Source organism: Candidatus Zixiibacteriota bacterium, from assembly GCA_029860345.1.
In the GTDB taxonomy this organism is placed as follows: Bacteria; Zixibacteria; MSB-5A5; order GN15; family FEB-12; genus JAJRTA01.
Map to the genome: position 1 here is coordinate 1 of JAOUBJ010000011.1, position 21,374 is coordinate 21,374.

At 53.9% G+C, this 21,374-nt stretch carries 13 protein-coding genes; 11 read left to right on the forward strand and 2 right to left on the reverse strand.

Annotated elements, in window-relative coordinates; translation table 11 throughout:
- Positions 1 to 160 precede the first annotated feature (160 nt).
- Positions 161 to 2,734: a hypothetical protein gene (locus OEV49_11645; protein MDH3891728.1), complete on the reverse strand. Its 2,574-nt coding sequence runs from the start codon at positions 2,732 to 2,734 to the stop codon at positions 161 to 163.
- A gap of 349 nt (positions 2,735 to 3,083) precedes the next feature.
- Between OEV49_11645 and OEV49_11650 the strand changes: the two genes are divergently transcribed.
- The 11 genes from OEV49_11650 to OEV49_11700 all read left to right on the forward strand — a co-directional run bounded on the left by OEV49_11650 (position 3,084) and on the right by OEV49_11700 (position 18,556).
- The gene (locus tag OEV49_11650) at positions 3,084 to 3,653 is read left to right on the forward strand and encodes a peroxiredoxin family protein (protein ID MDH3891729.1); all 570 of its coding nucleotides are present in this window, start codon (positions 3,084 to 3,086) and stop codon (positions 3,651 to 3,653) included.
- 726 nt (positions 3,654 to 4,379) lie between these two features.
- On the forward strand, positions 4,380 to 4,718 hold the full coding sequence (locus OEV49_11655; GenBank protein ID MDH3891730.1) for an STAS domain-containing protein: 339 nt from the start codon (positions 4,380 to 4,382) through the stop codon (positions 4,716 to 4,718).
- 86 nt (positions 4,719 to 4,804) lie between these two features.
- On the forward strand, positions 4,805 to 5,224 hold the full coding sequence (locus tag OEV49_11660) for an ATP-binding protein (protein MDH3891731.1): 420 nt from the start codon (positions 4,805 to 4,807) through the stop codon (positions 5,222 to 5,224).
- A gap of 33 nt (positions 5,225 to 5,257) precedes the next feature.
- Positions 5,258 to 7,519: a SpoIIE family protein phosphatase gene (locus OEV49_11665; protein ID MDH3891732.1), complete on the forward strand. Its 2,262-nt coding sequence runs from the start codon at positions 5,258 to 5,260 to the stop codon at positions 7,517 to 7,519.
- A complete protein-coding gene (locus tag OEV49_11670; GenBank protein MDH3891733.1) occupies positions 7,509 to 8,081 on the forward strand; it encodes an NUDIX hydrolase in 573 nt (190 codons plus the stop codon). Before OEV49_11665 ends, OEV49_11670 begins: the two co-directional genes overlap by 11 nt.
- Positions 8,078 to 9,547 (forward strand): ATP-binding protein, encoded by a 1,470-nt coding sequence (locus tag OEV49_11675; GenBank protein MDH3891734.1) that lies wholly within the window; start codon positions 8,078 to 8,080, stop codon positions 9,545 to 9,547. The genes OEV49_11670 and OEV49_11675 overlap by 4 nt, the downstream gene beginning before the upstream one ends.
- Positions 9,522 to 10,862, forward strand: a complete 1,341-nt coding sequence (locus OEV49_11680) for a sigma-54 dependent transcriptional regulator (protein MDH3891735.1) — start codon at positions 9,522 to 9,524, stop codon at positions 10,860 to 10,862. The genes OEV49_11675 and OEV49_11680 overlap by 26 nt, the downstream gene beginning before the upstream one ends.
- A gap of 359 nt (positions 10,863 to 11,221) precedes the next feature.
- A complete protein-coding gene (locus OEV49_11685; protein ID MDH3891736.1) occupies positions 11,222 to 12,970 on the forward strand; it encodes a BamA/TamA family outer membrane protein in 1,749 nt (582 codons plus the stop codon).
- A gap of 26 nt (positions 12,971 to 12,996) precedes the next feature.
- Complete coding sequence (locus OEV49_11690; GenBank protein ID MDH3891737.1) at positions 12,997 to 13,629, forward strand: hypothetical protein; 633 nt, start codon at positions 12,997 to 12,999, stop codon at positions 13,627 to 13,629.
- A gap of 119 nt (positions 13,630 to 13,748) precedes the next feature.
- Complete coding sequence (locus OEV49_11695) at positions 13,749 to 15,530, forward strand: ATP-binding protein (protein MDH3891738.1); 1,782 nt, start codon at positions 13,749 to 13,751, stop codon at positions 15,528 to 15,530.
- A gap of 20 nt (positions 15,531 to 15,550) precedes the next feature.
- Positions 15,551 to 18,556, forward strand: a complete 3,006-nt coding sequence (locus OEV49_11700) for a tetratricopeptide repeat protein (protein ID MDH3891739.1) — start codon at positions 15,551 to 15,553, stop codon at positions 18,554 to 18,556.
- A 333-nt stretch (positions 18,557 to 18,889) separates the two neighbouring features.
- Here OEV49_11700 and OEV49_11705 read toward each other — a convergent pair whose 3' ends face one another.
- On the reverse strand, positions 18,890 to 21,199 hold the full coding sequence (locus OEV49_11705) for a hypothetical protein (protein ID MDH3891740.1): 2,310 nt from the start codon (positions 21,197 to 21,199) through the stop codon (positions 18,890 to 18,892).
- Between the last annotated feature and the right edge of the window lie 175 nt (positions 21,200 to 21,374).

Genomic DNA, 21,374 nt, shown 5'->3' on the forward strand with positions numbered 1-21,374 from the left:
TGCGTAGGTTCTTCTCTGAGAAATCCAATTCTCGCATGGGCATATCCTCCTTGGAAAGCTGTTAAGTGGATATGCCCTATTTCTTTGTCAAAAATCCACCAATTTACACAAGAAAATTTACGCTAACCGGCCAATAGCAGCATCTGCGACAGGCTTCAACCTACATCAGAATCACCAGCTTACCCATCTGGATGCTTCCGTCGGGAGATTCAACTGTCCAATAGTACAGTCCGGTGGCGATCATCTGAGTATTGCGCGTTACAAGGTCCCACTCGTGGTCGCGCGCGGTCGGCAACGATGCCTCCATATCATGCTGCAGCTCACGGACAAGGTCGCCATCGAGAGAATGAATTCGTATCGTGCACTTGGGCGGTAGATTGGTGAAGTGTATGGCGCGCACTCGATAGTCCGGACGGTCGATTTCATTTCGTCCCTCGAAGCCGCGAGCACGGTAGTCACCATCGATTCGGTAAGGGTTCGGGTATATGTAAATCTGGTCATTTGTCCCTGCTGCCTCGGCCTCAGTGTTGAACGGATAAGCCTCTTGCACACCCACAGTTTTGGATGTCTCCAGCGCATCCAGGTTACTCTTGGGTGAACCGAAGTCAAAGGCTGTCACGTTGACCCAATACGAGACAGTGGGCAAGAGATTGTCGATAGTGAACTCATACTCGAAGAACTTGAGGTATCCATCTTCGGTGTAATCCTCGTCAGTCAGTTCTTCGGACGATAACGATCTCGGATCGCGCTGATTGGGGAAACGTTTGCGAATAGAATGTTCGTCCTCCGGGCGGTACTGATTATAATCATGCTCGACAAAGTAGAAAAGCGAGTCGGTGTGGTCGGGATGCACGTATGGATCACCCGGCGAGTAGAGAAGCGGGAGGAATGCAGAGTCGTTGCATGGTTCCACGCCGCGTCCGTACAAACAGCGAAGGCTGTCAAGCGTGTATGGTATGTCGTAGAGTTCCCATGTGCGGATGGGTCTGCCGTCCTCGTCACGGCGGCTGTCGTCAAATACAAACTTGTCGTAGTTTTCGTTGTCGTACGAAGCGATCAGGGCGAGACTCGTCGCCCGGCTGTCGCGACCGAAGTAGACGCGGTATCCTTCGAAGTCGGGAATGTGCAGAAAGATATCCTTCTCGACTTCGGATCGTTCTCCGTTGAAACGAACATGCACGCCGCCAACCAACGACGTTAGCCAGACATACGGCGCCGGTGGTGGCGCTGCTCCACGCCAGTCGGCTACGCCATCGCCACGATACCACTCCGTGTCGGCAGCGGTGATCAACCAGCCGGAGTCGGTGAGCATGGAGTCATAGACGCAAATACGAGACTCGCCGTAGTAGCCATCGCCGTCGGTGTCGATGCCCGGGTTGTCATAGATCCATTGTGCCCACATTGTGTTTTTGGCCAGATCGGAGAAGTCGAGGTTGGCATAGTATGCGACCGGATCATAGGACGTCGAGCGGAGATTGTTCAGATTGTTGACATCATTGTGAAAGTTCTCCCCGGCCACATAGGCAAAGACAAGCGAAAGTGACTGTCCGGGGTAAAGCGTGTAAGCGCCTTGAGAGAGCAGATACTGGATAAATGCTCCGTCGGAGATGTCGGGAGCCAGTTCCTGATCGGGGTAGAGCCAGGTGGAGTCGAGATCCGAAATGTTGGCTGTGAAGGCCTGGTCATAGTCGAGTTCGTAATTGCTGAGCACGTGATATTTGTTCACGTCACCCTTGGGTTCACCTAACCCGCCTGTGCGGAAGTCACGAAAATTGGCCCGCCGTCTCGGACCAAAATCACGGTTCGGATAGAATCCATTGGGTGCCCACCAGTTGAAGGTAGGTCTGTCGGCATCGCCCGGCGTGTGGAGAAGCGTAGCTCCGGTTACATGGCGGCACGAAGCCTCCAGACTCCCAATACTCCAACGCGGCGGATCGATCCATTCCCCCCGACTGGGGTCACCGTCATTGTCGGCGCACCAGGCAATGTTGACCGTGTCGACAAAGCCGCATCCGAATGGAGAGGAGACGTGGGTCAGGAATCCACAAAGATCATAATATCCGCTATTCTCGGTACCTACGTTTACGATGAAACGCAGCCCAAGGTAGACATCGTTCAAAACATTATCGCTTATGTTGCGAATGTCGAGATCGAACAAGACAAAATCTTCAGCGTATTCGTACGACCATGCATACGAGTTTTGGGTAATCTCAAGACCGAGCGGAATGTGAGGCCCGTGTCGGAAATAGTCTGCAGGTCCCTCTCCCGCGTCCACGTACGTACAGATGCGATCCTGTTCGGAGACAGCATCCGGGTCCCCCCCGTCAGGTCCGTTGATAGAACGCGCCCGGATTTCCCCAAACGGGGGAATTTCCGGAAGCATTTCACGACCAATAGAGACCAGCGTGTCCCGGCCGACGACACTACCGACCCACAGCCAACAGTTATCGAGATACAAGACAGGATAACCCTGGGGGTAGTGACAACCCCTGACCAGACCTTTGCCGGTGATAAAGTCAAGGAGAGGTGCTTCCGCCGAAGTAATCGGGGCACCGCTTCCGATCTGCAGTTGGATCTTGCCGATATCGTGCATCGAGAAATGCGAACTGATATGATGGTCCAGGCTGTGATTAGGACTGCCCTTGTCAGCACGGCTGACTTCCCGCGCCTGCAAAAGACTGGCACCGGATAAGAGCCAGACAACAGCAAAGATGCTAACGAAACGTTCCACCATCTAACCTCCCACTGCCCGTCTTCGAACCACAGAGATCCATCGCGACATACCTGTAGCGCCACGCTGCAAATCCTGCGGCTGTAACTTGTCTCCCTACTATAATTAAGCGAAAGTGCAAAGATAGGTCAAGGCAAAAAACGCGAGAATCGCTTGACAAGGTCTTTCATGTATAGTATGGTGCCATCGGAAGCGTATTTAATCATCAGTGAATTCGACAACATGCAGGGATAGGCGCCACCCACCTGTGTCCAGTAGAGTGCTTAGGTGCAAGCGGTGACTTATGGCTTCCAAGTAACACCATGAACGTCGGATGTTGTCTTCCGACCAACTTGATAATTGGAGGAGAGCCATGGCAAGCTTAGACTTTAAGAAGATCGGTGTAGCTGTACTTATCTTTGCGGCGGTGATTACAGTTGCCGTGATTGTCGGCGTCGAAGCCGGCAACTTTTATAACGAGCGGGCTGCCAAACAGAGCCGAAGTGATTTTACGGAGTATAAGCTGGCCCAAATGCAGACCCTTGGGGTCGGCGGTAAGCTCCAGGACCACACTTTCGAGAACCTTGAAGGTGCGGACGTACGATTGTCAGACCTGGTAACTGACCGCGCTATCGTCCTTTTTTTCGATGTCGCTTGTGGTAGTTGTCTTGTGGAATTGGAACAGATGCAGACGGCCCTGGCGGATTCTCTTCGACGCCGCATTATCCTGATCTCACATGATGATCGGGTCGATTTGCAAGAGGCGCGCACCGCCTACAACATTGATGCGCATATCTTGTGGGATCAGGACAACTTCTACGCACATAACCTGGAAATAAACAACAGACCGTTCAATGTCATGATTGATTCGACCCTTACGATCAAGAAGATTGTAGTCGGTGTGATGGAGGGCTCTGAGTTCAGCGACTTTATGAGTGATTAACACGCAAATACATAGGGTGACTCTCTAACGGGGTTGTTGTTCTGGAGAACGTCTTAATTCACGGAGGTGATGTTATGATCAAGAGAATTGGTGAGGTGGCCGTACTGCTCTTCGTAGGTGTGTTTGTCCTCAGTGTGGCCTTCACAATCACGGCAAGTACTACTCACGCCCACATTTGTGGCTGGTTGACTTGTTGCGAGTGGACGACTCCCTGCAGCGCGGGAAAGGGTATCGAGTTCCATAAGGATTTTCCCGGTTATCCAGATAAGTGTGGTTGCTCATGCGCCCCCGAACCCCCGCAGAACCCCAATAATTGCCCGTTAATCTGTCCCGATATATGTTGATACCAGTCTGATTTAACACATATCCCTGTTTAGGAGTCTCCCCCAAGGCCCCCACCCCGGGGGCCATTTTGTTGTCGCTCCTGATCATCCGCTTGTTAGCTTATCCTTCGACTCCGCTCTGGGTGACATGGCAGAAAGGGTGCTGCATATCGCGCCCAACCTCTTATTCAACAAGACCTTAACCTGTAAGCCGCACCAAAAAGGCCTTGACTTGCATTGATCAATTCTGGTAATTGGTAAATTGAAGTGGTACATCGTGCGATGACGCCGGTGTCGTTACAATCGATGTGATCGAACGAAAGCGATCACGCGCCGGGAAACTCGGCGGTAAACGAAAACGTAGAAAGAAACGTAAGCTTTATAAAGCGGAGGCCCGACTACGATGAAACTATCCGATCGTGAGCAGGACGGAGTGATGATTTTAGAACCCAGAGGCAAGATCATGGGTGGACCGGATGCAACACTGCTTCACGACAAGTTGTACGAGTTCATCCAGCAAGGCAAGACTCGCGTGGTTATCGATCTCTCGCGTATCGAGTGGATGAATTCGACCGGTCTGGGAATCCTTATTCAAGGCTTCACAACACTGCGCAACAGTGACGGCCAGTTGAAACTTGCCCAAGTGACCGAAAAGATCCAGTCACTGTTGACAATAACAAAATTGGGCGCGGTGTTTGATGCTTATGACTCGGTCGAGGATGCCATTGCATCGTTCAACTAACGACCAACACGTCAACTGAGAGAGTTGTTCATGGTAATGGGTAGGTGCAAAGGCAGCCTGCCTGTTTTTTTGGGAGACCGTCGTATATGATAAAACCCGTTATTAAAGGCAACAGCATTGCCATCCCCTCCGACCAGGAATTTCTGCCGGACGTTGATATCTTCATCGAAGGTATCCTGCGCGGGTTCGGCGCCGACGAATCAATCGTAGCCGATATTGCTATCTCCGTTTCTGAGTTGGTAAACAACGCCATTCTTCACGGCAATAAATCGATTTCGGATAAAGCGGTGACCGTTACGATTTCGAAAGGGAACGGTGAAGTCGCCATCTCGGTGGCCGATCAGGGAGGCGGATTCGATCCGTCGGGTGTAGAAAACCCGATAGATGACGCCAATCTGTTGAAGGAAGTCGGGCGCGGCATATTCATTGTGAAGTCCCTGATGGACAAAGTAGATATCGATGCCTCCGATATAGGCACGACCATTCGGATCACCAAGGAAATATAGTGAGGTCTTGACCATCACGACTGAGGCAGGACAATGAGTGCAGAGTTACTGAGAACACTGTGCTACTTTCTTACCGGTGGCTTTCTGATATTTCTGGCTATCACGATAACTCGTGACAACTTCAGGAGTCGACTGAACCGGATAAGCGGAGCCATGCTGTTTTTTGCAGGCTTGGGACCGTTGTTCATGGCTATGGGCTCCATCCTCGCTTCCTCGGCCCCCGATCCGGCGGTCTTTGAAAACTCGCTCGTGTTCAAGCTGCGCCACCTGTGGGAGTTCTTCTTTCCGCTCCTGCTGGTATTCTCGTGGCAGTTTCCTTTTGATCGTATGGAACGTCTTGGTCACCGCTATCTCAGGCTGGCGATTTTCCTGCCGCCGCTTGCGCATCTTGTGATCGTACTGGGTTTCGATCAACTCTCCTCTGCTCTTAATCTGTTCGATGTAGCATCCACCGACGAGGGATTGTCCAGTCTCATCGTGAAACCACTCTCGATACTGTTCTCGTGGCTGAAACTGATATTGAATGTGCTGCGCGGCTACGAACAATCGATTTTCAGCGCCGTAAATCTCATCTTTGTCGGTGCGGCCGGCTACTTTCTGGAAACCGGCAAGCGGCATGTCACCAATCCCAGGATTTTCACTCAGACCAAATGGGTCATGGCCGGCATGCGTGTCGGCCTGGGTCTTTTTGCGGCGGTCAAACTGGGCGAACTGTTGGCACCCCGGTTGTTCACCGAACCGGTGACCTCCACCCTGTTGGTGTTGGCCCTTCTCTCAGCCTCCGCACTGTTGATTTTCGCCACTATACGGCACCAGTTCCTGGACGTCCAGATGGTGTTTCGGCAGTCGTTCGTCAATACCATCACTTCGGCTTTGCTGGTCGGCGTCTACATTGTGGTGGTGGTACAGAGTCGCAGTATCCTGGCGGCCATGTTCGGTGTGGAGGCGGAAGTGATCAGCTATGGTTTGATAATTCTGCTTCTGTTGTTCTTTCAACCGATCAATAACTGGATCGACGATTTGATTCGTTCGATGTTCATGCGCACACGCACCGATCATCGCAACGTGATTGAACGTTTTTCACGTCAGGTTATCTCGATGTTCGACCCCAGAAAACTGCGACAGATTATTGAGGAGACATTCAAGACAACGCTTCTGGTTAACCGTGTATACTTCGTTCTCTACGACGATAACATCACCGAGTATGCGGTGCTTCCCAGCGATGACTATGACCAGCGCATTGTTGTCAGCCGACAGGACCTGATGTTAAGAGGCATCAACCTACTGGACGCACCTACATACTATCACAGTCTGTCCGATTACGCCGTCAATTCCGAACTGGCGACGCTCCTGGAAGAACGCGGTGTGCGGATGATCCTGCCGATGAAAGACGCCGATCATCTACTGGGATTCGTGGCCCTCACAGACAAGGCGGCCGGTTACCGGTATTCTTCGGAGGATCTCAATCTGTTGGGCGTACTTTCCAACCAGATGGTTTCGGCATTGACCAACGCCCGTCTCTATGTCGAGTCGCTTGAGCGCACGCGACTGCAGGAAGAGATCAACATGGCTCGTCAGATTCAGCTTGATCTATTGCCTTCGGAACCGCCCGCTTTGGGTTGCTCCACGATCTGCGCGCACTCGACGCCCTCACGCACGGTCGGAGGGGATTTCTACGACTTCATCAGAGTAGACTCGGACCGAATCGGCATGGTCATTGCCGACGCCTCCGGCAAGGGGATGCCGGCTGCCTTGATGATTGCGCAGACTCAGGCGATAATTCGCAGTGAGGTCAACAACGGTACGCCCATTCATACCATGCTGAAAAACGTCAACCAACAAATGGCCGATTCTACGTCGTCGGAAAAGTACGTGACTCTGTTTTATGGTGAGCTAAACACCAACACCGGTCATTTCCTGTACGCCAATGCCGGGCATAACTATCCCATCCTGGCTCGGTCCGACGGTTCGGTCGAATTGTTGAACTCCGGCGGCACGGTTATCGGCGCCCTGCCTGACATGGAATATGAATCGGCCACGGTGAAACTCGAAGCAGACGATATGCTGGTCCTGTTCACCGACGGTCTCTCCGAAGCCATGGATGAAAGCGAAGTTGAATATGGTGAGCCCCGTCTCAGACAACTGGTCTCGAATCATCGCAGCAAAGACGCCGACAGCCTTATGGACATGGTGCTCGACGATGTACGCTCTCACGACCCCACCTATCCCCCGCGTGATGACACTACTATGGTAGCTCTCAAAATGAACGGTGGAATCTCAAGCCATGAGCAATAAGCACGACCAATTTGACGAAACCGCCCTGACCGCTTTGAAGAATCACCATTGTGGCTACCACTTTTGCCCCAAGTGCAGCCGCCCCCTGGTCGAGCAGGATGTCGAACATCGCCTGCGCATGATCTGTTCGGATGCCCAATGTGGCTTCATCTTCTACCAGAACCCTATCCCCGCCGCCGGGGTGGTGGTCGTGCAGGATAATCAGGTCCTGCTGGTCAAGCGGGCGCATCCGCCGCGCATAGGCTGGTGGTGCATCCCGGCCGGGTTCATGGAGTGGGACGAGCACCCCAGAGAAACAGCAGTGCGTGAGTTGGCCGAGGAAACAGGACTCGACATCCGGCTGACCTCTATCTTTGACGTTTACCACGGCAATGACGATCCACGAACCAACGCCGTGCTTGTACTTTATCTCGGTGAAGTTGTTGGCGGCGAGTTACGGGCGGCCGATGATGCCCTGGACGTTCGTTGGTTTCCACTTGACGACCTGCCTGAGAAACTCGCTTTTGTGGCTCACCACCAGGCTCTGCGAGACTACATCGATCGCTTCAGCAATGTAAAATGATGGATACCGGCTTCGGCAAGAAACTGTTCAGGTTATTTCTGATGTTCTCCCTGCTGCCGTCGGCCGTGTTGGCCCTGTTCGGATACTACCTGACAACCGAGACAGCCAACATGCAAACAGCTGAAAAGAGTGTTGAGTCTATCGGCGTCGCCGACTATTACAAAATGTTCCTGTACGCCAGGATTGATTCCGCCTTGATCAACTACTCTGCCGACCTGTCGCCCAACCTGGTCGGACTGGATTTTCTTGTTTTTCGGTCCGCGAGTGCCGACACGGTGCTGTGGGGTGATTCGCTGGTCCAAGCGGTCACCGATGACCTGTGGACGCACGCCGGCAAAAAGGGATACGGCATGTTCGAATCGGAACACGGGCTGCTACAATACAAGTGCAGACTGCTCGGTGAGTCCACGCAAGTATGCGGTGGGTTCTTTCACCTGCCCGACTTTGCTCGGGTAATGGGCACCATGCAGAGGGAACAAGCAGGACGCTCGGCCGGTAAAGACCTTCGCCCGCGCTACCTGCTCTTTTTGGCCAGCCTGTTTCTGCTGGTGGGCGCCGTCACATTGGTCGTGGCTTACATCTTTTCGGCCAGACTGGCCCGCTCTCTGTCGCGCCCGTTGACCCAGCTCAGCGTCGCATCGAAAGAGATTGCCCAGGGTAGATTCGGCCAAACCGTTCCGCCGGCCGGGGTCGGAGAAATACGTTCGTTGATCGACAACTTTAATCGGATGTCCCGTCGTTTGGAATTCACCACCAATCGCCTGGCCCAATCGGAACGAGTTGCCGCATGGCGTAGCGTGGCCCGACGATTCGCTCACGAACTCAAAAACCCGCTGCAGCCGATCATGATTTCGCTGCATCGCCTGCATACGATGCTGGCTGACTCGGAGCAGCATACTGAGGCGGCTGAACCGCTCCGAGCGGCTTCGGAAGAACTGAAGCATCTGGTCGAACTGGCCGACCGGTTCGCCCAACTGGCAAAACTTCCCGAGCCGACCCTTGAGATGGTGGACCTCACCGAATTGCTTGAAAGCATCGCGACCCTCTACCGTGACCGCATGGAAAAATACCAATTCGAAGTCGATCTTCAGGACCGGCCGGTGACAGCGCGGATCGACCCCACCTACTTTCGCGAAGCGCTGCACAACCTGTTGCAAAACGCCGCCGACGCCTCGTCCGAAAACGGCAGGATCCGTCTGGCCCTTTGTTTGCGCCGGGATGAGATCGATATCGCGGTCGAAGACTTCGGCAGCGGCATGTCGGAAGAGATTGTTACGGCCTCCCGGTTGCCCGGTTTTACGACCAAGACGAAAGGGAAAGGGCTGGGCCTGGCCGTTGTTGAAAAGGTAGTAACCGAGATTGGCGGGCGGCTTTCTATCGATTCGCAGCAAGGCCGCGGGACCAGGATAACCATCACCCTCAGGCAGGAAACGGATACCGATGCGGCCGCGGATTCTGATAATTGACGACGAGCCGAATATCACCAGTTCGTTCGCATCGCTGCTGGCCGACGAAGGATACTCAGCCGACTGTGCCGCCGATGCCGAGAACGGTCTCAAACTGTGTGACGGTACGGCTTTCGATCTGATTCTACTGGACTTGAACCTTCCCCGCCAATCGGGAATCGACTTTCTCAAACAGATCAAAAGAACCGCTCGCCCGCCGCTGGTACTGGTCATCTCCGGCCAAACAGAGATACCGGTCGCCCTGGATGCAATGAAACTCGGCGCCGTCGACTACTTGGAGAAACCGGTGTCAGCCGAGCGATTGGTTTCGTCGGTGCGCGCTGCCTTGATGCTGGCCAAGGCCGAACAACAACGGGCTATAATGGCCGATGAGGTCGATGCGCATTCGCGAATAATCGGTCAATCAAATGCTCTGGACAGTTTGCTGGGTACCATCGACCAGGCCGCACCCACCGATGTTACCGTCCTGATAGAGGGCGAGAACGGCACCGGTAAGGAACTTGTCGCCACTCGTATCCACCTCGAAAGCAAGCGGCGGGATCGACCCTTCATCAAAGTCAACTGCCCCGGTGTTCCTGAAACTCTGTTTGAATCGGAATTGTTCGGCCACCGCAAGGGAGCCTTCACCGGTGCTGTGAGAGATTTCCCCGGTAAGTTCGCGCTGGCCGACTCAGGTACCATATTCCTCGATGAAGTCGGCGACCTCCCGCTGTCCTGTCAGGCCAAATTATTGCGCGTACTGGAAACAGGCGAGGTGGAAACCCTGGGCGATCCCGAACGTCGGCGGGTCGACGTGCGCGTGATCGCCGCTACCAATCGCAATCTGTCAAAACTGATTGCCGAAACCAAGTTTCGCGAGGACCTGTACTATCGGTTGTCGGTCTTTCCCGTAAAGGTACCGCCGTTGCGTCAACGGATTGACGATGTGCCCCTTCTGGTGGGTGAGTTTTTGCGACGATTCGATCCCTCCGGCGGCACTACGCTGTCGAGTGAAGCCCTGGCCTATTTGACAACCCTTGACTACCCAGGCAATGTGCGCCAGTTGAAGAACATCATCGAACGATTGACTATCGTATGCAGCGGTAGCACGGTTGTTCTGGACGATCTGATTCTGCAACTCAGCGCTGCCGGTCAGGCCTCTGTCTCTCCGAGCGGGAATGGCCTGAATGTGCGCCTGCGCATATTCGAAAAGCACCTGATCCAGTCTACCCTGGCCGCCTGTGGCGGAAATATCTCGGAAGCGGCTCGACTGCTTGAGGTCGATCGGGCGAATCTCTCCAGGAAAATCAAAGAGTTCGGGCTCAAAGACAGCTGACCTATTGCGTTCATCCTTCGACTGCGCTCAGGACGACACGGCCAAGCCGTGTTTCTTCCCCTTCGGGCCAGGGGGTTCGACCTACAAGAGCCGTCGCGCGAGGTCGCACAACGGCACGGCAGAACGTCAGTCTTGTTCGTGCCCGGCAGATGTCCACATCTGCCGCATAGTAAGGCGGGTCCGTCTTCGCCTGCGCGGGAATGACAGAGTATTGACTACCCCACAATGAACAAAACCAAGGCAGGGGTGTGTAAAGATACCACGCTTGCAGGCTTCACATCGCTGCAAACAGGCGCGGAATCACAACTTGACTCGTTGGCACGGAATTTGTTTTATGCTCCTGAAAAACGGAGGACGTAATGACCAAACGGATAATTGTTCACATCACAATCGCAGCGTTAGCAGCGGCTTTCTGTTCCGCAGCGGCTGTTGCCGGAGACGACGATTACCAGGACTACCGGGATGCCAACGGCTTTGCCGAACTGTTTCGCATTGTCTATCACGAAGATGATATCTCAATTCACTTCACCCAGGGAAACAAGGAATACATGTCCCGCTACGCGCGCGATGACATCTCGATCAGGAACGGTGTCGTCGAGGTGAGTGGCGAGACTGTTTTTGACAGGAACGGTCTCATCATCGATGGTGTCAGGCGCGACTATGAAAGTATTATAGACGTCACCATACTCGATGACGGTGATTTCTTCTCGATAACTTTTCTGACATCCGAATCCGAGTCTCGGCGTGTCGACCGCCTGCGCAAGGGAAATCGAATCAGTTTCGACCAGAACATGGTGGTCGAAGAGGACGAGTTCGTTCGTGGGCTGGCCCTCACCGTTATCGGAAATGCCGAGATCTATGGCGAGGTTAACAAGGATGTTGTCTCGCTGTTCGGGGACGTATACATCGGACCGGCCGCGGTGGCCCGCGGCGATGTGACCAGCCTTACCGGACATGTCGATGTTGCGCGCGAGGCGACCGTGTACGGAGAAATGTTTACCCACGACAAAAAACGGGTGACACGACGCCATCGCTTCCGCCGGCGTATGGATCGTTTCGATATTGACTGCGATCTGCGGTACAACCGCGTTGACGGTTTGCAGATCGGTCTCGGCGGTATGTTTGAAGACCCCGATTCGCTCTTGCCAAGCATCTGGACAGACGGCGCCTACGCCTTTGCATCGGAACGATGGCGCTACGATTTCGGTCTGGAGCAGACCGTTCTGCGCAACCCGGCCCTGGCCGTCGGCGGCGAATACTATCGTCACCTGGTGTCCGAAGATGACTGGCTTTTGGACAATGACGAGAACACAGCCTTCGCGCTGGTGGTGGGCGAAGACTACAAGGACTATTATGAGGCAGAGGGGGGGTGGGCGTACACCCGGCTCAAACCGACCGATGACTTGCAGCTACAGGTGGGTTATACCTACGAGGAAACCAAGTGGCTTGACGCCCACCATAATCTCTGGCATCTCTTCGGCTCCAAGAAATTCGGCGACAACTACGAAACCGTCCCAGCCGGTTTTACCGATACTTTAATGACTGAAGTGGATTCTTCCACCAACGCCTACCTGACCGTGGAGGCCGACTTTGATACCGGCGACCCCGAGGAACGTTTCGCCTCTTCCGCCTGGAAGGTCTCATCGGCCCTGGAATACGCCCACCCCGATTTTTCTTCGGACTTCAGTTATCGCCGGTACACTCTGGCCGTGACCCGTTTTCAGAAAGTGCATAGGCGCTCCATGTTGATTATGCGCGGTATGTACGGTGGCAGTGACGGATACTTACCCATTTATAAACGGTACTTCCTGGGTGGATTGGGCACCCTTCGCGGCTATCGACACAAGGAGTACATGGGCACCAGATTCTGGATGGTCAATACTGAATATCGTACTCGCTTCCCGGGTTCCGACATCTCCGCCTCCCTCATCTGGGACCTTGGTAAGATCGGCAACGATACGGCCCTTGACTCAGATGTCGATCTCAAGCATTCGCTGGGCTTCGCCTTGACTCTGGGTGATGACTTTCGTATCAGCATCGCCAAACGCCTGGACCGCTCCGAAGATAACGATCCGAGAATCTACGTTCGCCTGGCACAACCTTTTTAGGAGGTCGGTTCCAAAAACGAGCCGTCATGTCAAAGTCGAATTCCTCGTATAAAACCCTGGCGGTTGCGGTCGTTCTGTCCGCAGCCGCTTTGGTCCATGCAGGCGAGACGCCCGACTTCGGTGTCATGGATGCAGAGCCGAATCTGGCCGCATGGCTGGACCTGGCTCCGCTGATGTCGAATTCACGAGTTGAAAAAATCCGTGACGGAGTCGATTTCATCATCGATTTCAATTTGATCCTCAATCGACCGAAACGGTTTTTCGGCGCCGAAACAGTTGTAAAACGACATGGAATTGTCCAGATCGGATATCGAATTGTGACCGAAGATTTCATTGTCCGGATGGGCGGCGAAGGTTTTCAAAGAACCGGCAAGTTTGCCAACCTGGCCGAGTTACATCGATATCTGACCGACTCAATAGTGGTCGACCTAATCGACTACTCCGAGCTTGACAGCCTCAGGCGATACCGCCTGAAACTGGAGTTGGCATGTATCTCCATGTCCGGACTTAATTTAGAGCCGTCTCCGGATTCGTCGACAGAGGATGAGTCCGCGCTCAAATACCTTTTCAGGCATTTTTTGAAACTCACCGGTTTTGGCCGTGACAGCTTTTCCGGCCAGACCCTGCTTTTCTCACCGGCCGAAGTACGTCAAAAATAAGCTACTGCGGCTCGTATCAGTCAGGCATTGAGTCCGCCGGGGGTTAATTCATTGCCTCCTCTCGCCGATAATATGAATCAGTGTGAACCCCTGACTGAAAGTCCGGCTTGATGGCAACTATGCACGATAAGACGACCAAGGAGCACTCAGTCGGTGATCTAATTGCTGAGGACGAATCGGCAGCAAAGAAAATCACCGGGGACATCTTCGCCGATCTGGAGGCCACTCTGAACGAAGTGGCGGAGACCAATCCCAGAATCAACCTGAAACTTGCCGACGGCAACAAGACCACGACCGACCTGCAGGCGCTGCTAACGGTGTCGCAGGCGGTGAACTCATCGTTGGTTCTGGATGACGTGCTGCAGATTGTCATGCAAAAGGCAATCGAATTGATGCAGGCGGAACGTGGCCTGATAATGCTTTTGGATGACGACAGCGAACTGCAAATCCGCACCGCCCACAATCTGGGTAGGAAAGAAATGATGCAGGAGGAGTTCCGGATATCCAACTCCGTCGTTACCAAAGTGGCCAAGACCGGAAAGTCGATCTATGCCTCCGACGCCCAGAGTGATGCGCGCTATGCAGAACAAGCCTCGGTTGTTGAACTGAACCTGAGATCAATCATGTGCGTACCGATCAAGGAGCAAGGTTGCGTGATCGGCGTAATATATGTCGACAATTCCAATCAGACCCGCATGTTTCTCAAGTCCGACCTCTACTTGTTTGAACTATACGCCCAGGCGGTTGCAGGCGCTCTGCGCAACGCTGCTCATTACGACTCACTGCTTAAGCTCAAAAAGTACAACGAATCGGTCATCAATTTGTCACCGATCGGGATGGTGGTTGTCGACGATGGCTGCAATGTGGCTACCATCAACACGACTGCCCTGGAGATACTCGAAATTAATATCGATGAAGTGACGGCGCTTGGCGATGAAGAACCGCTGACACCCTTTCTGGAACTTTTGCAGCCGGATGAACGATCTCGCTGGCGCAACATGATAGATACCGCCCTGAGCACCAACGAGGATTTTTCGGACCCCCGGTATTTTCATAACACCGGTTATATCGAGAAAGTGTTGTCGATTAAAATCTCGCCTACCTCGGCCTTGCCCAAGGGTGACACCGGCCTGATAATCACTATCGAAGACATTACAGAAAAAGTACTGATGGAAAAGTATGTTATTCTCTCGGAGAAACTTGCCGCCAAGGGGGAGATGGCGGCATCTATCGCTCACGAGTTGAACAACTACCTGGCCATTGCCGCTACCAACGCCGAGTTGATGGGCATGAATCTCGACCGGGATAAGTTTGACAAGGCCCGCTTCAACGCCAAATCTATCGTCGACAATATCTTCAAGATCAAGCGGTTCGTCGACAATCTGATGGCTTTCGCACAACCCGAGCCGGAGTACATCAGCTACGATATCAAGCACCTGATTGAGGATATGCTGTTCTCGCTGCGCGTGCAACCACGTCTTAAACGAATCCACTTCACAATTGACCTGGGGCGCGCTATCCCCAATCTCGAAATGGATGTTGGTCAGATTCAGCAGGTGCTGATGAACCTGCTCAACAACGCCGCCGATGCCATTGAAGAAAGGGCCATCGCCGAGCAAGCAGTCGGAAATGACTTCAAGCGGGAGATCGGGATAATCGCAGGCTACAACGAACGGTCAGGACTTGTCTCGATTGACGTCACCGACAACGGTGTCGGCATGGCCCAGGAGATCCTAAGCAAGTTGTTCACTCCGCACTTCACCACCAAGAAGGGCGGGCACGGCCTTGGACTGTCCAACTGCCGAAAAATCGTCGAGAGCCATCAGGGAAAACTTACAGCCAAATCGACTCTCGGCCACGGCAGCACCTTCACCCTGACTCTGCCGCACAAGTTGACCTAACCAACCTGCACGAGGATGACATGAAACCACCCCCTCTGCCGAAATGCATTCGGTATCTGGGCCACCTTGGTCGCGGGGGAACGGCAGAAGTCGGTCGGGTGCGTGTGGACGGCCTTCCCTTCGACGTTGCGCTGAAATACCCTGCCACCAATGACAACGAGGCAATCGCCGCTTTTCGCCACCTGGCCGATCGTGAACGACTTCTCATCGGCGACCTTGAATTCCCCGGGCTGGTGCGAATCATCGATCACTCTGAGTTGGACGCTCACTACCTGTTGCTTGAGTTGTGCGAAGGTCCCACCCTTGACGGTGTGGGAACAACTCACGATGTCCAAAAGGTGCTGGATATTCTGAGCGCCCTGGCCCTGAATCTGAATTTCTTGAACATCCATCACCGCGTCCACGGTGATCTCAAACCTCAAAACGTCTTCCTGCCCGCATCATGGTCCGAAACAGGGCTGGGCCAACTGTTCTACCTGAAACTTTCCGACTTCTCTCTTGGCCGGCGCCTGGATGAATCTGAAGGTTCTCGGGCCGGACTGGGCACGGTGGGATACATGGCCCCGGAAACATTGACCGACGAAATCTGCGATCACCGTTCCGACCTCTTTGCCCTGGGTGTGATCGCCTGGCAGTTAACAACCGGCCATCACCCCTTCATCGATCCGAACGACGCCGACCCGGTGCGCACAAATAGCCGCGTCTGTGAAGCTCAACCGTTTTCCCCGGGTGAAGTACGCAGCGAAGTGCCCAAGAAAGTAACCGAACTCATGGCGGCTTTGATGGAGAAAGACCCGAGTAACAGACCGGCCTCGGGTGGAGAAGTTTGCGCTAGTCTGAGGGAGGCCGGCGCCGCCTACCCGTATGAAAAGGGGTTGAGACCAAAGCACCTGATGACTGCGGCTGGTTCCTACGCTGAGAAGATCGACCAGTCGCTGCACCTGAACTCAAGTCGGCGCCAACGCCTGGACCGTATCACCAACCACGATCATCAGTGTTTGAGGATGGTCCTGAACGCCAATTTTCTAAAGGGTGCGCTCGTTCTCAAACAGGATCGGTTTGAGTTTACCAGGTCCATATACCGGCCACACCGCTTACGACGGCATTGGCTGAACCACTACGCCTCCGCCGATATGGGAGCGCGTCGCAAAATCATTCAAAGGGCGGTGGTGGGCGACCAAACGATGGCCGAACATTTGGGCTTGTTCAATCCCGAGACCAAGGCTCCCCCGGACGGGCTGGTAGAGATGATCCTTCCCCTTCTGAAACCGTCGACGGTGCGGTTACTAACGGCCCGTTTTGCTCCCTCAGCGGAGAAACTGAAGTTGTACGCTGCGGCCGCTCGGTATTACGTTCAATCCGGCAATCTTGAAGGCGCCGAACGGTGTGCTTTTCAAGCCGCTGTGGCTTTGAATAAGAAGCATCAGAACGAGGCCGCCCTTCGCCTGTTGCAGAGCGTCATCCGGTACGCCCGCCTGACCGACCGGACTTTTGAAGTGAGACAACTGTTGATGAATCGTGGCGACATCCTCAAAGAGATTGGCGACGCTGCCCCGGCCATGGCCGCCTACGATGAGATAATTGCATTGTACGAAGGGCAACCGGCCGACAAACTCCTGGCCGAGACCTACAAAGACATGGGCGACCTGTACAAAATCAAGCAGGAGCCGGCTGCAGGTTTGTCGGCCCTTGAGAAGGCGATGAGGATTTACTCTGAACTCGGCGATGAATTGGAGATTTCGCACACTCTCAACAATATCGGTAACCTGCATTGGGTGGGTGCAGACTATCCGGCGGCTCTGAGATCCTACCGTCGCGCCTTGAGAATTCAGCGACGGCACAAGGCGATGGATAACGTTGCCTCAACACTGAGCAATATTGCATCGATACTGGCCATCCGTGGCAAGTTGGTGCGTGCCACCCGACTTTTCAGTTTGTCGATCGATATTTGCCGCGAAACCACCAACCAACTTGAGGAAGCACGCATCCTCAACAATCTGGGCTACGTTTACCACCTGCGCGGCATGTCCGACGAAGCGGTAGACAGCCTGGAGAGTTCGCTGGAAATAAACCGAAAGATAGGCACCAAAAAGGAGATTCTGTTCAATCTGGAGAATCTGACGGCCATCATGATAGGCGCCGGGCAACTTAGACAATCGGTCAAGTATCTGCAGGAAGGCATGACCCTGGCCACCGAGCTTGATGACACCGCACACCTGGGCGCATTCACCGGCGATATGGGCAGGACGCTCAAGCGCATGGGACGGTTCAGTGAGGCCGAAGCCTTGTATAGTGATGCTGCTTCTCTTTACGAAGAGGTTGAAGATCCCATCGGTCGCGCCCGTCTGGAGATCAGCCGGGCAGACTTGCGAGACAGGATAGGTGATGCCCAAAGCGCCGGCCAGATTGCCCTTGAAACCTTGAAGCAGCGAGCGGCGGTGAACGATAAGCCCCAGGAACTGGAAGCGCTGTTGGTGTTAACCAGGGTCACCGACTCACCAGAGCATCTTGAGCGCGCCCGTGAATTGGTGGCCGAGTTGAAGTTGGAGCGAGAACGGGTTGTGGTCGAGTTTAACGCTCTCAGCAGGGCCTTGCGACGAGGCGTAACCAGGACGGAGATCGATCCGTACACCGAGATTGTGGAAACTCTGGACACTATTAAGAACGATATCGAATTGCCGTGGATGTGCAGCCTGGCCGGCGAACTCATGATAGCCGGCGACCGCCATTCGGATGCACTAATATACCTGGAGCGCTCGCTGAAACTGGCCGAGAGTTTTGGACTGCTGCCCGAACAGATCGACAGCCAGACGCTTATCGGCCGGGTTCACCTGCATGCCGGGAATTATGAATCGGCCTATGGCTGCTTTCGCATGGCCTTTGAGACGGCCCGCACAATATCGGGACAGATCAGCAACCCGGATGATCAGAATTCGTTTCAGAACCTGCCGACGATTAAGTTTCTGGTGGTTGAAATAAAGCGGCTGGCGCAATTACTGGCGCCACAAAAACGGGCAGGTGCTTGAGACACCTGCCCTTAGTCTTACAGACCTCGAAGGTCTTAAGGCTTACTGTCCACCCTGGCTGAACGCCGGAGCGATGCGAGCTTCTAAGACCTCGATTGTGAGTTTGTAATCTTTCATTAACTCACCTCCTTGCAGTCCTATCGGTTTACTCCGGAGCGAGTGCTATCCAAACACCCTTAACATCAACGTACTATACTCCAGAGCCAAACAAATATAACGAAAGCCTGTAATCTGTCAAGGCCAAAATGGGGTCTAATTAGCCATAATTCTACGCAGAACCTGCTCTCGGATCGGCAGTTATGGTAGGAAATAATTCACCGGACGCGGAAAAGATTACCACCAGGACCAAAACTCGACACGCATCTCAGATGCTATTTTGCGGCCGATAAGGCTGATAAGAGACGCCTTTCCACACTCGATCTTGGCAAATCCTGTCATCCCTCTTCGCAGCCTGCCCTCTTTGTTATCTACGATCACGGACACCGGGAAGACGGCTTCGTGATCGGTATACTGCGCGCTGAGCGGCACCAGGGCAACACGCCCGAGGAAAACCTCACCGGCATGCGATCGTACTTTGACTCGGACAGTCTGTTCGCACTCAACCAGATTGACATCGAAATCAGAAACCGGAACCAGCAGTTCGACCTCATGGTCATCAACAATTGACAGGATGAGTTCGTCGCCCATGCCCAGATCGACACGGCCTGACATGGGAGCACGAATGGTCTGGGCCGCCTGCTGGGACCTGAGAAAATCCAATTTGGCTTCCTGTTTGTCGATCTCCGCCTGAAGGACGGCGATCTCCTCAGGTTTCGGCCCGGAAAGCAACAATTGAAGCGATGCCTCCTTGGTTTTTAGCTCGGCCGCCGCAATGCTGACCGCGGATTCGGCGTCCTCCAGTTCGCGCTTCGGTTTCATCTCTCTGGAAGCCAGTTCGGAGGCGAGTTCCAACTCGCGGCTTCGCTGTTGATGATTGATACGGGCGGCGGTCACTTGCGCCTGGGCTTCGGCGACCGCATCCTTCTTGGGTGGCGCCCTCAGCAGGTCCATCTGGGTAAACACTTCGTCAAGCACCGAAGTCTCGGCAATGATTTCCTTGGCCACCTGGTTGGATACGAGCACGGCCACCGAGTCTCCCTCGACTACATACTGACCTTCTTTCACCAACCTGAGCAGGTTAAGCGAGGCCATGTCGGTTGAGGCTGTCTGCAGAAAACTTGTTTTACGGTCGGCATCTTTACCGCCACGCCGGTAGACCGTTTCCAGCAGGCCCAACTCATTCAGGCGCAGTCGACATTCGGCGATTGGACGAACCAGAACCTCACCGGTGACCCGCCGAGGAAACGGAACGGCCAGCATGAGTACAACCACGGCGGCGGCGATGACAATATTCCCGACAAGTCGCCATGGTTTTCGGTAAAGGGTCTTCATAAATCTCAGGTGCTTCAGGATTCCTCTTGCAAATCCCATAAATGTTTGTCTCAAGGTAACAAACAGAAATGTAGCCAACAACAACAAACCGAAGCCGCCGGCCACACCGATCAGAAACGAAGCAATCACCGACAACACCCAGACCAGCAAAACACCGGTGTACATGACGGCAAACACCGAGTACCAGAGGAAAACTCGTTTTTCCCGTCGACTTACATCGATCGATTCGACAGGCCAGCCGAGCAGCAATCGTTTCAGCCAGTTACCCAGGTAGGCAAACGATTTCCGGCGCAAGTTGGGAATGTCCAGCCAGTCCGACAATAAATAGTATCCATCCAGCTTGATAAGCGGGTTCAGGTTGACCAGAAGTGTGACCCAGCTGATGATGACGATAATCCGGAATAGATCGTTGGGTACGCCGCCGACCACGGTGATTCGCCAGGCTATAGCCGCGACAGCCATAAGTATTAATTGAAAGTAAGGACCGGCGGCGGTGACGGCCAGGCGGTGGCGCTTTTTCTCAAACAGCCAGGCATCCGACAGGTCGCAGTAGAAGGCCGGTTGAAAATAAAGCAGCAAGAACCCCATCTCGCGCACCTCTCCCCCGTGGTAGTGACAAATCACGGCGTGGGCGAATTCGTGGACGACAAAGAACACAAATATGGCGGCGATCACGACAAGTATGGAACCCAAATTGAAAATGCTGTACAGACTGACCGTGAACTCAGATGCATTGGTCATGAGGACCCAGAGTCCCAACAAGATTGCCGCGGCCTGCACGGTAAACCCGAAACGGTTGTGGAAGGGGCGATAGATTGAAGTGAGCCGTTTCAGAAAACCGCCCGGAGAGAACGCTTTCAGTTTGACAAACAACAACCTGGAAAACAAAGAACCCTGCTTGTCTATCAAGTAACTCTTACGCGACACCGCCTGCTCGGCGCGGGCATTGTCGAGAAAGAAGAGTTTTTCCAGAGCCTCAACAAACTGCCCGACGTTCTCGGCGCTGATATTCAGGTCGAATTTCGCCTGGAAGCGCTCGGCGATCAGATCGTATGACGTCGTGCCGTCGAGCTGTTGCACCAGCCAGTATTCCGGTTCGCGCAATCTGAAGTAACTTCCCCTTATAGGGTCCTTCATGTTGTAGACCGTCTCGCCATCCACGGTGGCCGGCGCCACGACCAGATCGCTGCGCAACTTGGCATAAGTAGACATGATACCAATCTATGTGCTGTGAACTTGCGGAACAAGTTTGAAGCAGCGTGGTGGGCTTTTACCAGAGAATCGTAGCTTGATGCTGAAGCAGCTGGCAGGCGGGGTCTTTCCCGGTACCCCGGCGTGACTGCTCACGCCGACGACAAAGCAACTTTTCAGGGCATAATTCGTCTCA

What these genes read in the sequence shown, in the direction of transcription:
- OEV49_11645 (MDH3891728.1), bottom strand. Translation starts at nt 2,734, where the DNA reads ATGGTGGAACGTTTCGTTAGCATCTTTGCTGTTGTCTGGCTCTTATCC.
- OEV49_11650 (MDH3891729.1), top strand. Translation starts at nt 3,084, where the DNA reads ATGGCAAGCTTAGACTTTAAGAAGATCGGTGTAGCTGTACTTATCTTT.
- OEV49_11655 (MDH3891730.1), top strand. Translation starts at nt 4,380, where the DNA reads ATGAAACTATCCGATCGTGAGCAGGACGGAGTGATGATTTTAGAACCC.
- OEV49_11660 (MDH3891731.1), top strand. Translation starts at nt 4,805, where the DNA reads ATGATAAAACCCGTTATTAAAGGCAACAGCATTGCCATCCCCTCCGAC.
- OEV49_11665 (MDH3891732.1), top strand. Translation starts at nt 5,258, where the DNA reads ATGAGTGCAGAGTTACTGAGAACACTGTGCTACTTTCTTACCGGTGGC.
- OEV49_11670 (MDH3891733.1), top strand. Translation starts at nt 7,509, where the DNA reads ATGAGCAATAAGCACGACCAATTTGACGAAACCGCCCTGACCGCTTTG.
- OEV49_11675 (MDH3891734.1), top strand. Translation starts at nt 8,078, where the DNA reads ATGATGGATACCGGCTTCGGCAAGAAACTGTTCAGGTTATTTCTGATG.
- OEV49_11680 (MDH3891735.1), top strand. Translation starts at nt 9,522, where the DNA reads ATGCGGCCGCGGATTCTGATAATTGACGACGAGCCGAATATCACCAGT.
- OEV49_11685 (MDH3891736.1), top strand. Translation starts at nt 11,222, where the DNA reads ATGACCAAACGGATAATTGTTCACATCACAATCGCAGCGTTAGCAGCG.
- OEV49_11690 (MDH3891737.1), top strand. Translation starts at nt 12,997, where the DNA reads ATGTCAAAGTCGAATTCCTCGTATAAAACCCTGGCGGTTGCGGTCGTT.
- OEV49_11695 (MDH3891738.1), top strand. Translation starts at nt 13,749, where the DNA reads ATGCACGATAAGACGACCAAGGAGCACTCAGTCGGTGATCTAATTGCT.
- OEV49_11700 (MDH3891739.1), top strand. Translation starts at nt 15,551, where the DNA reads ATGAAACCACCCCCTCTGCCGAAATGCATTCGGTATCTGGGCCACCTT.
- OEV49_11705 (MDH3891740.1), bottom strand. Translation starts at nt 21,199, where the DNA reads ATGTCTACTTATGCCAAGTTGCGCAGCGATCTGGTCGTGGCGCCGGCC.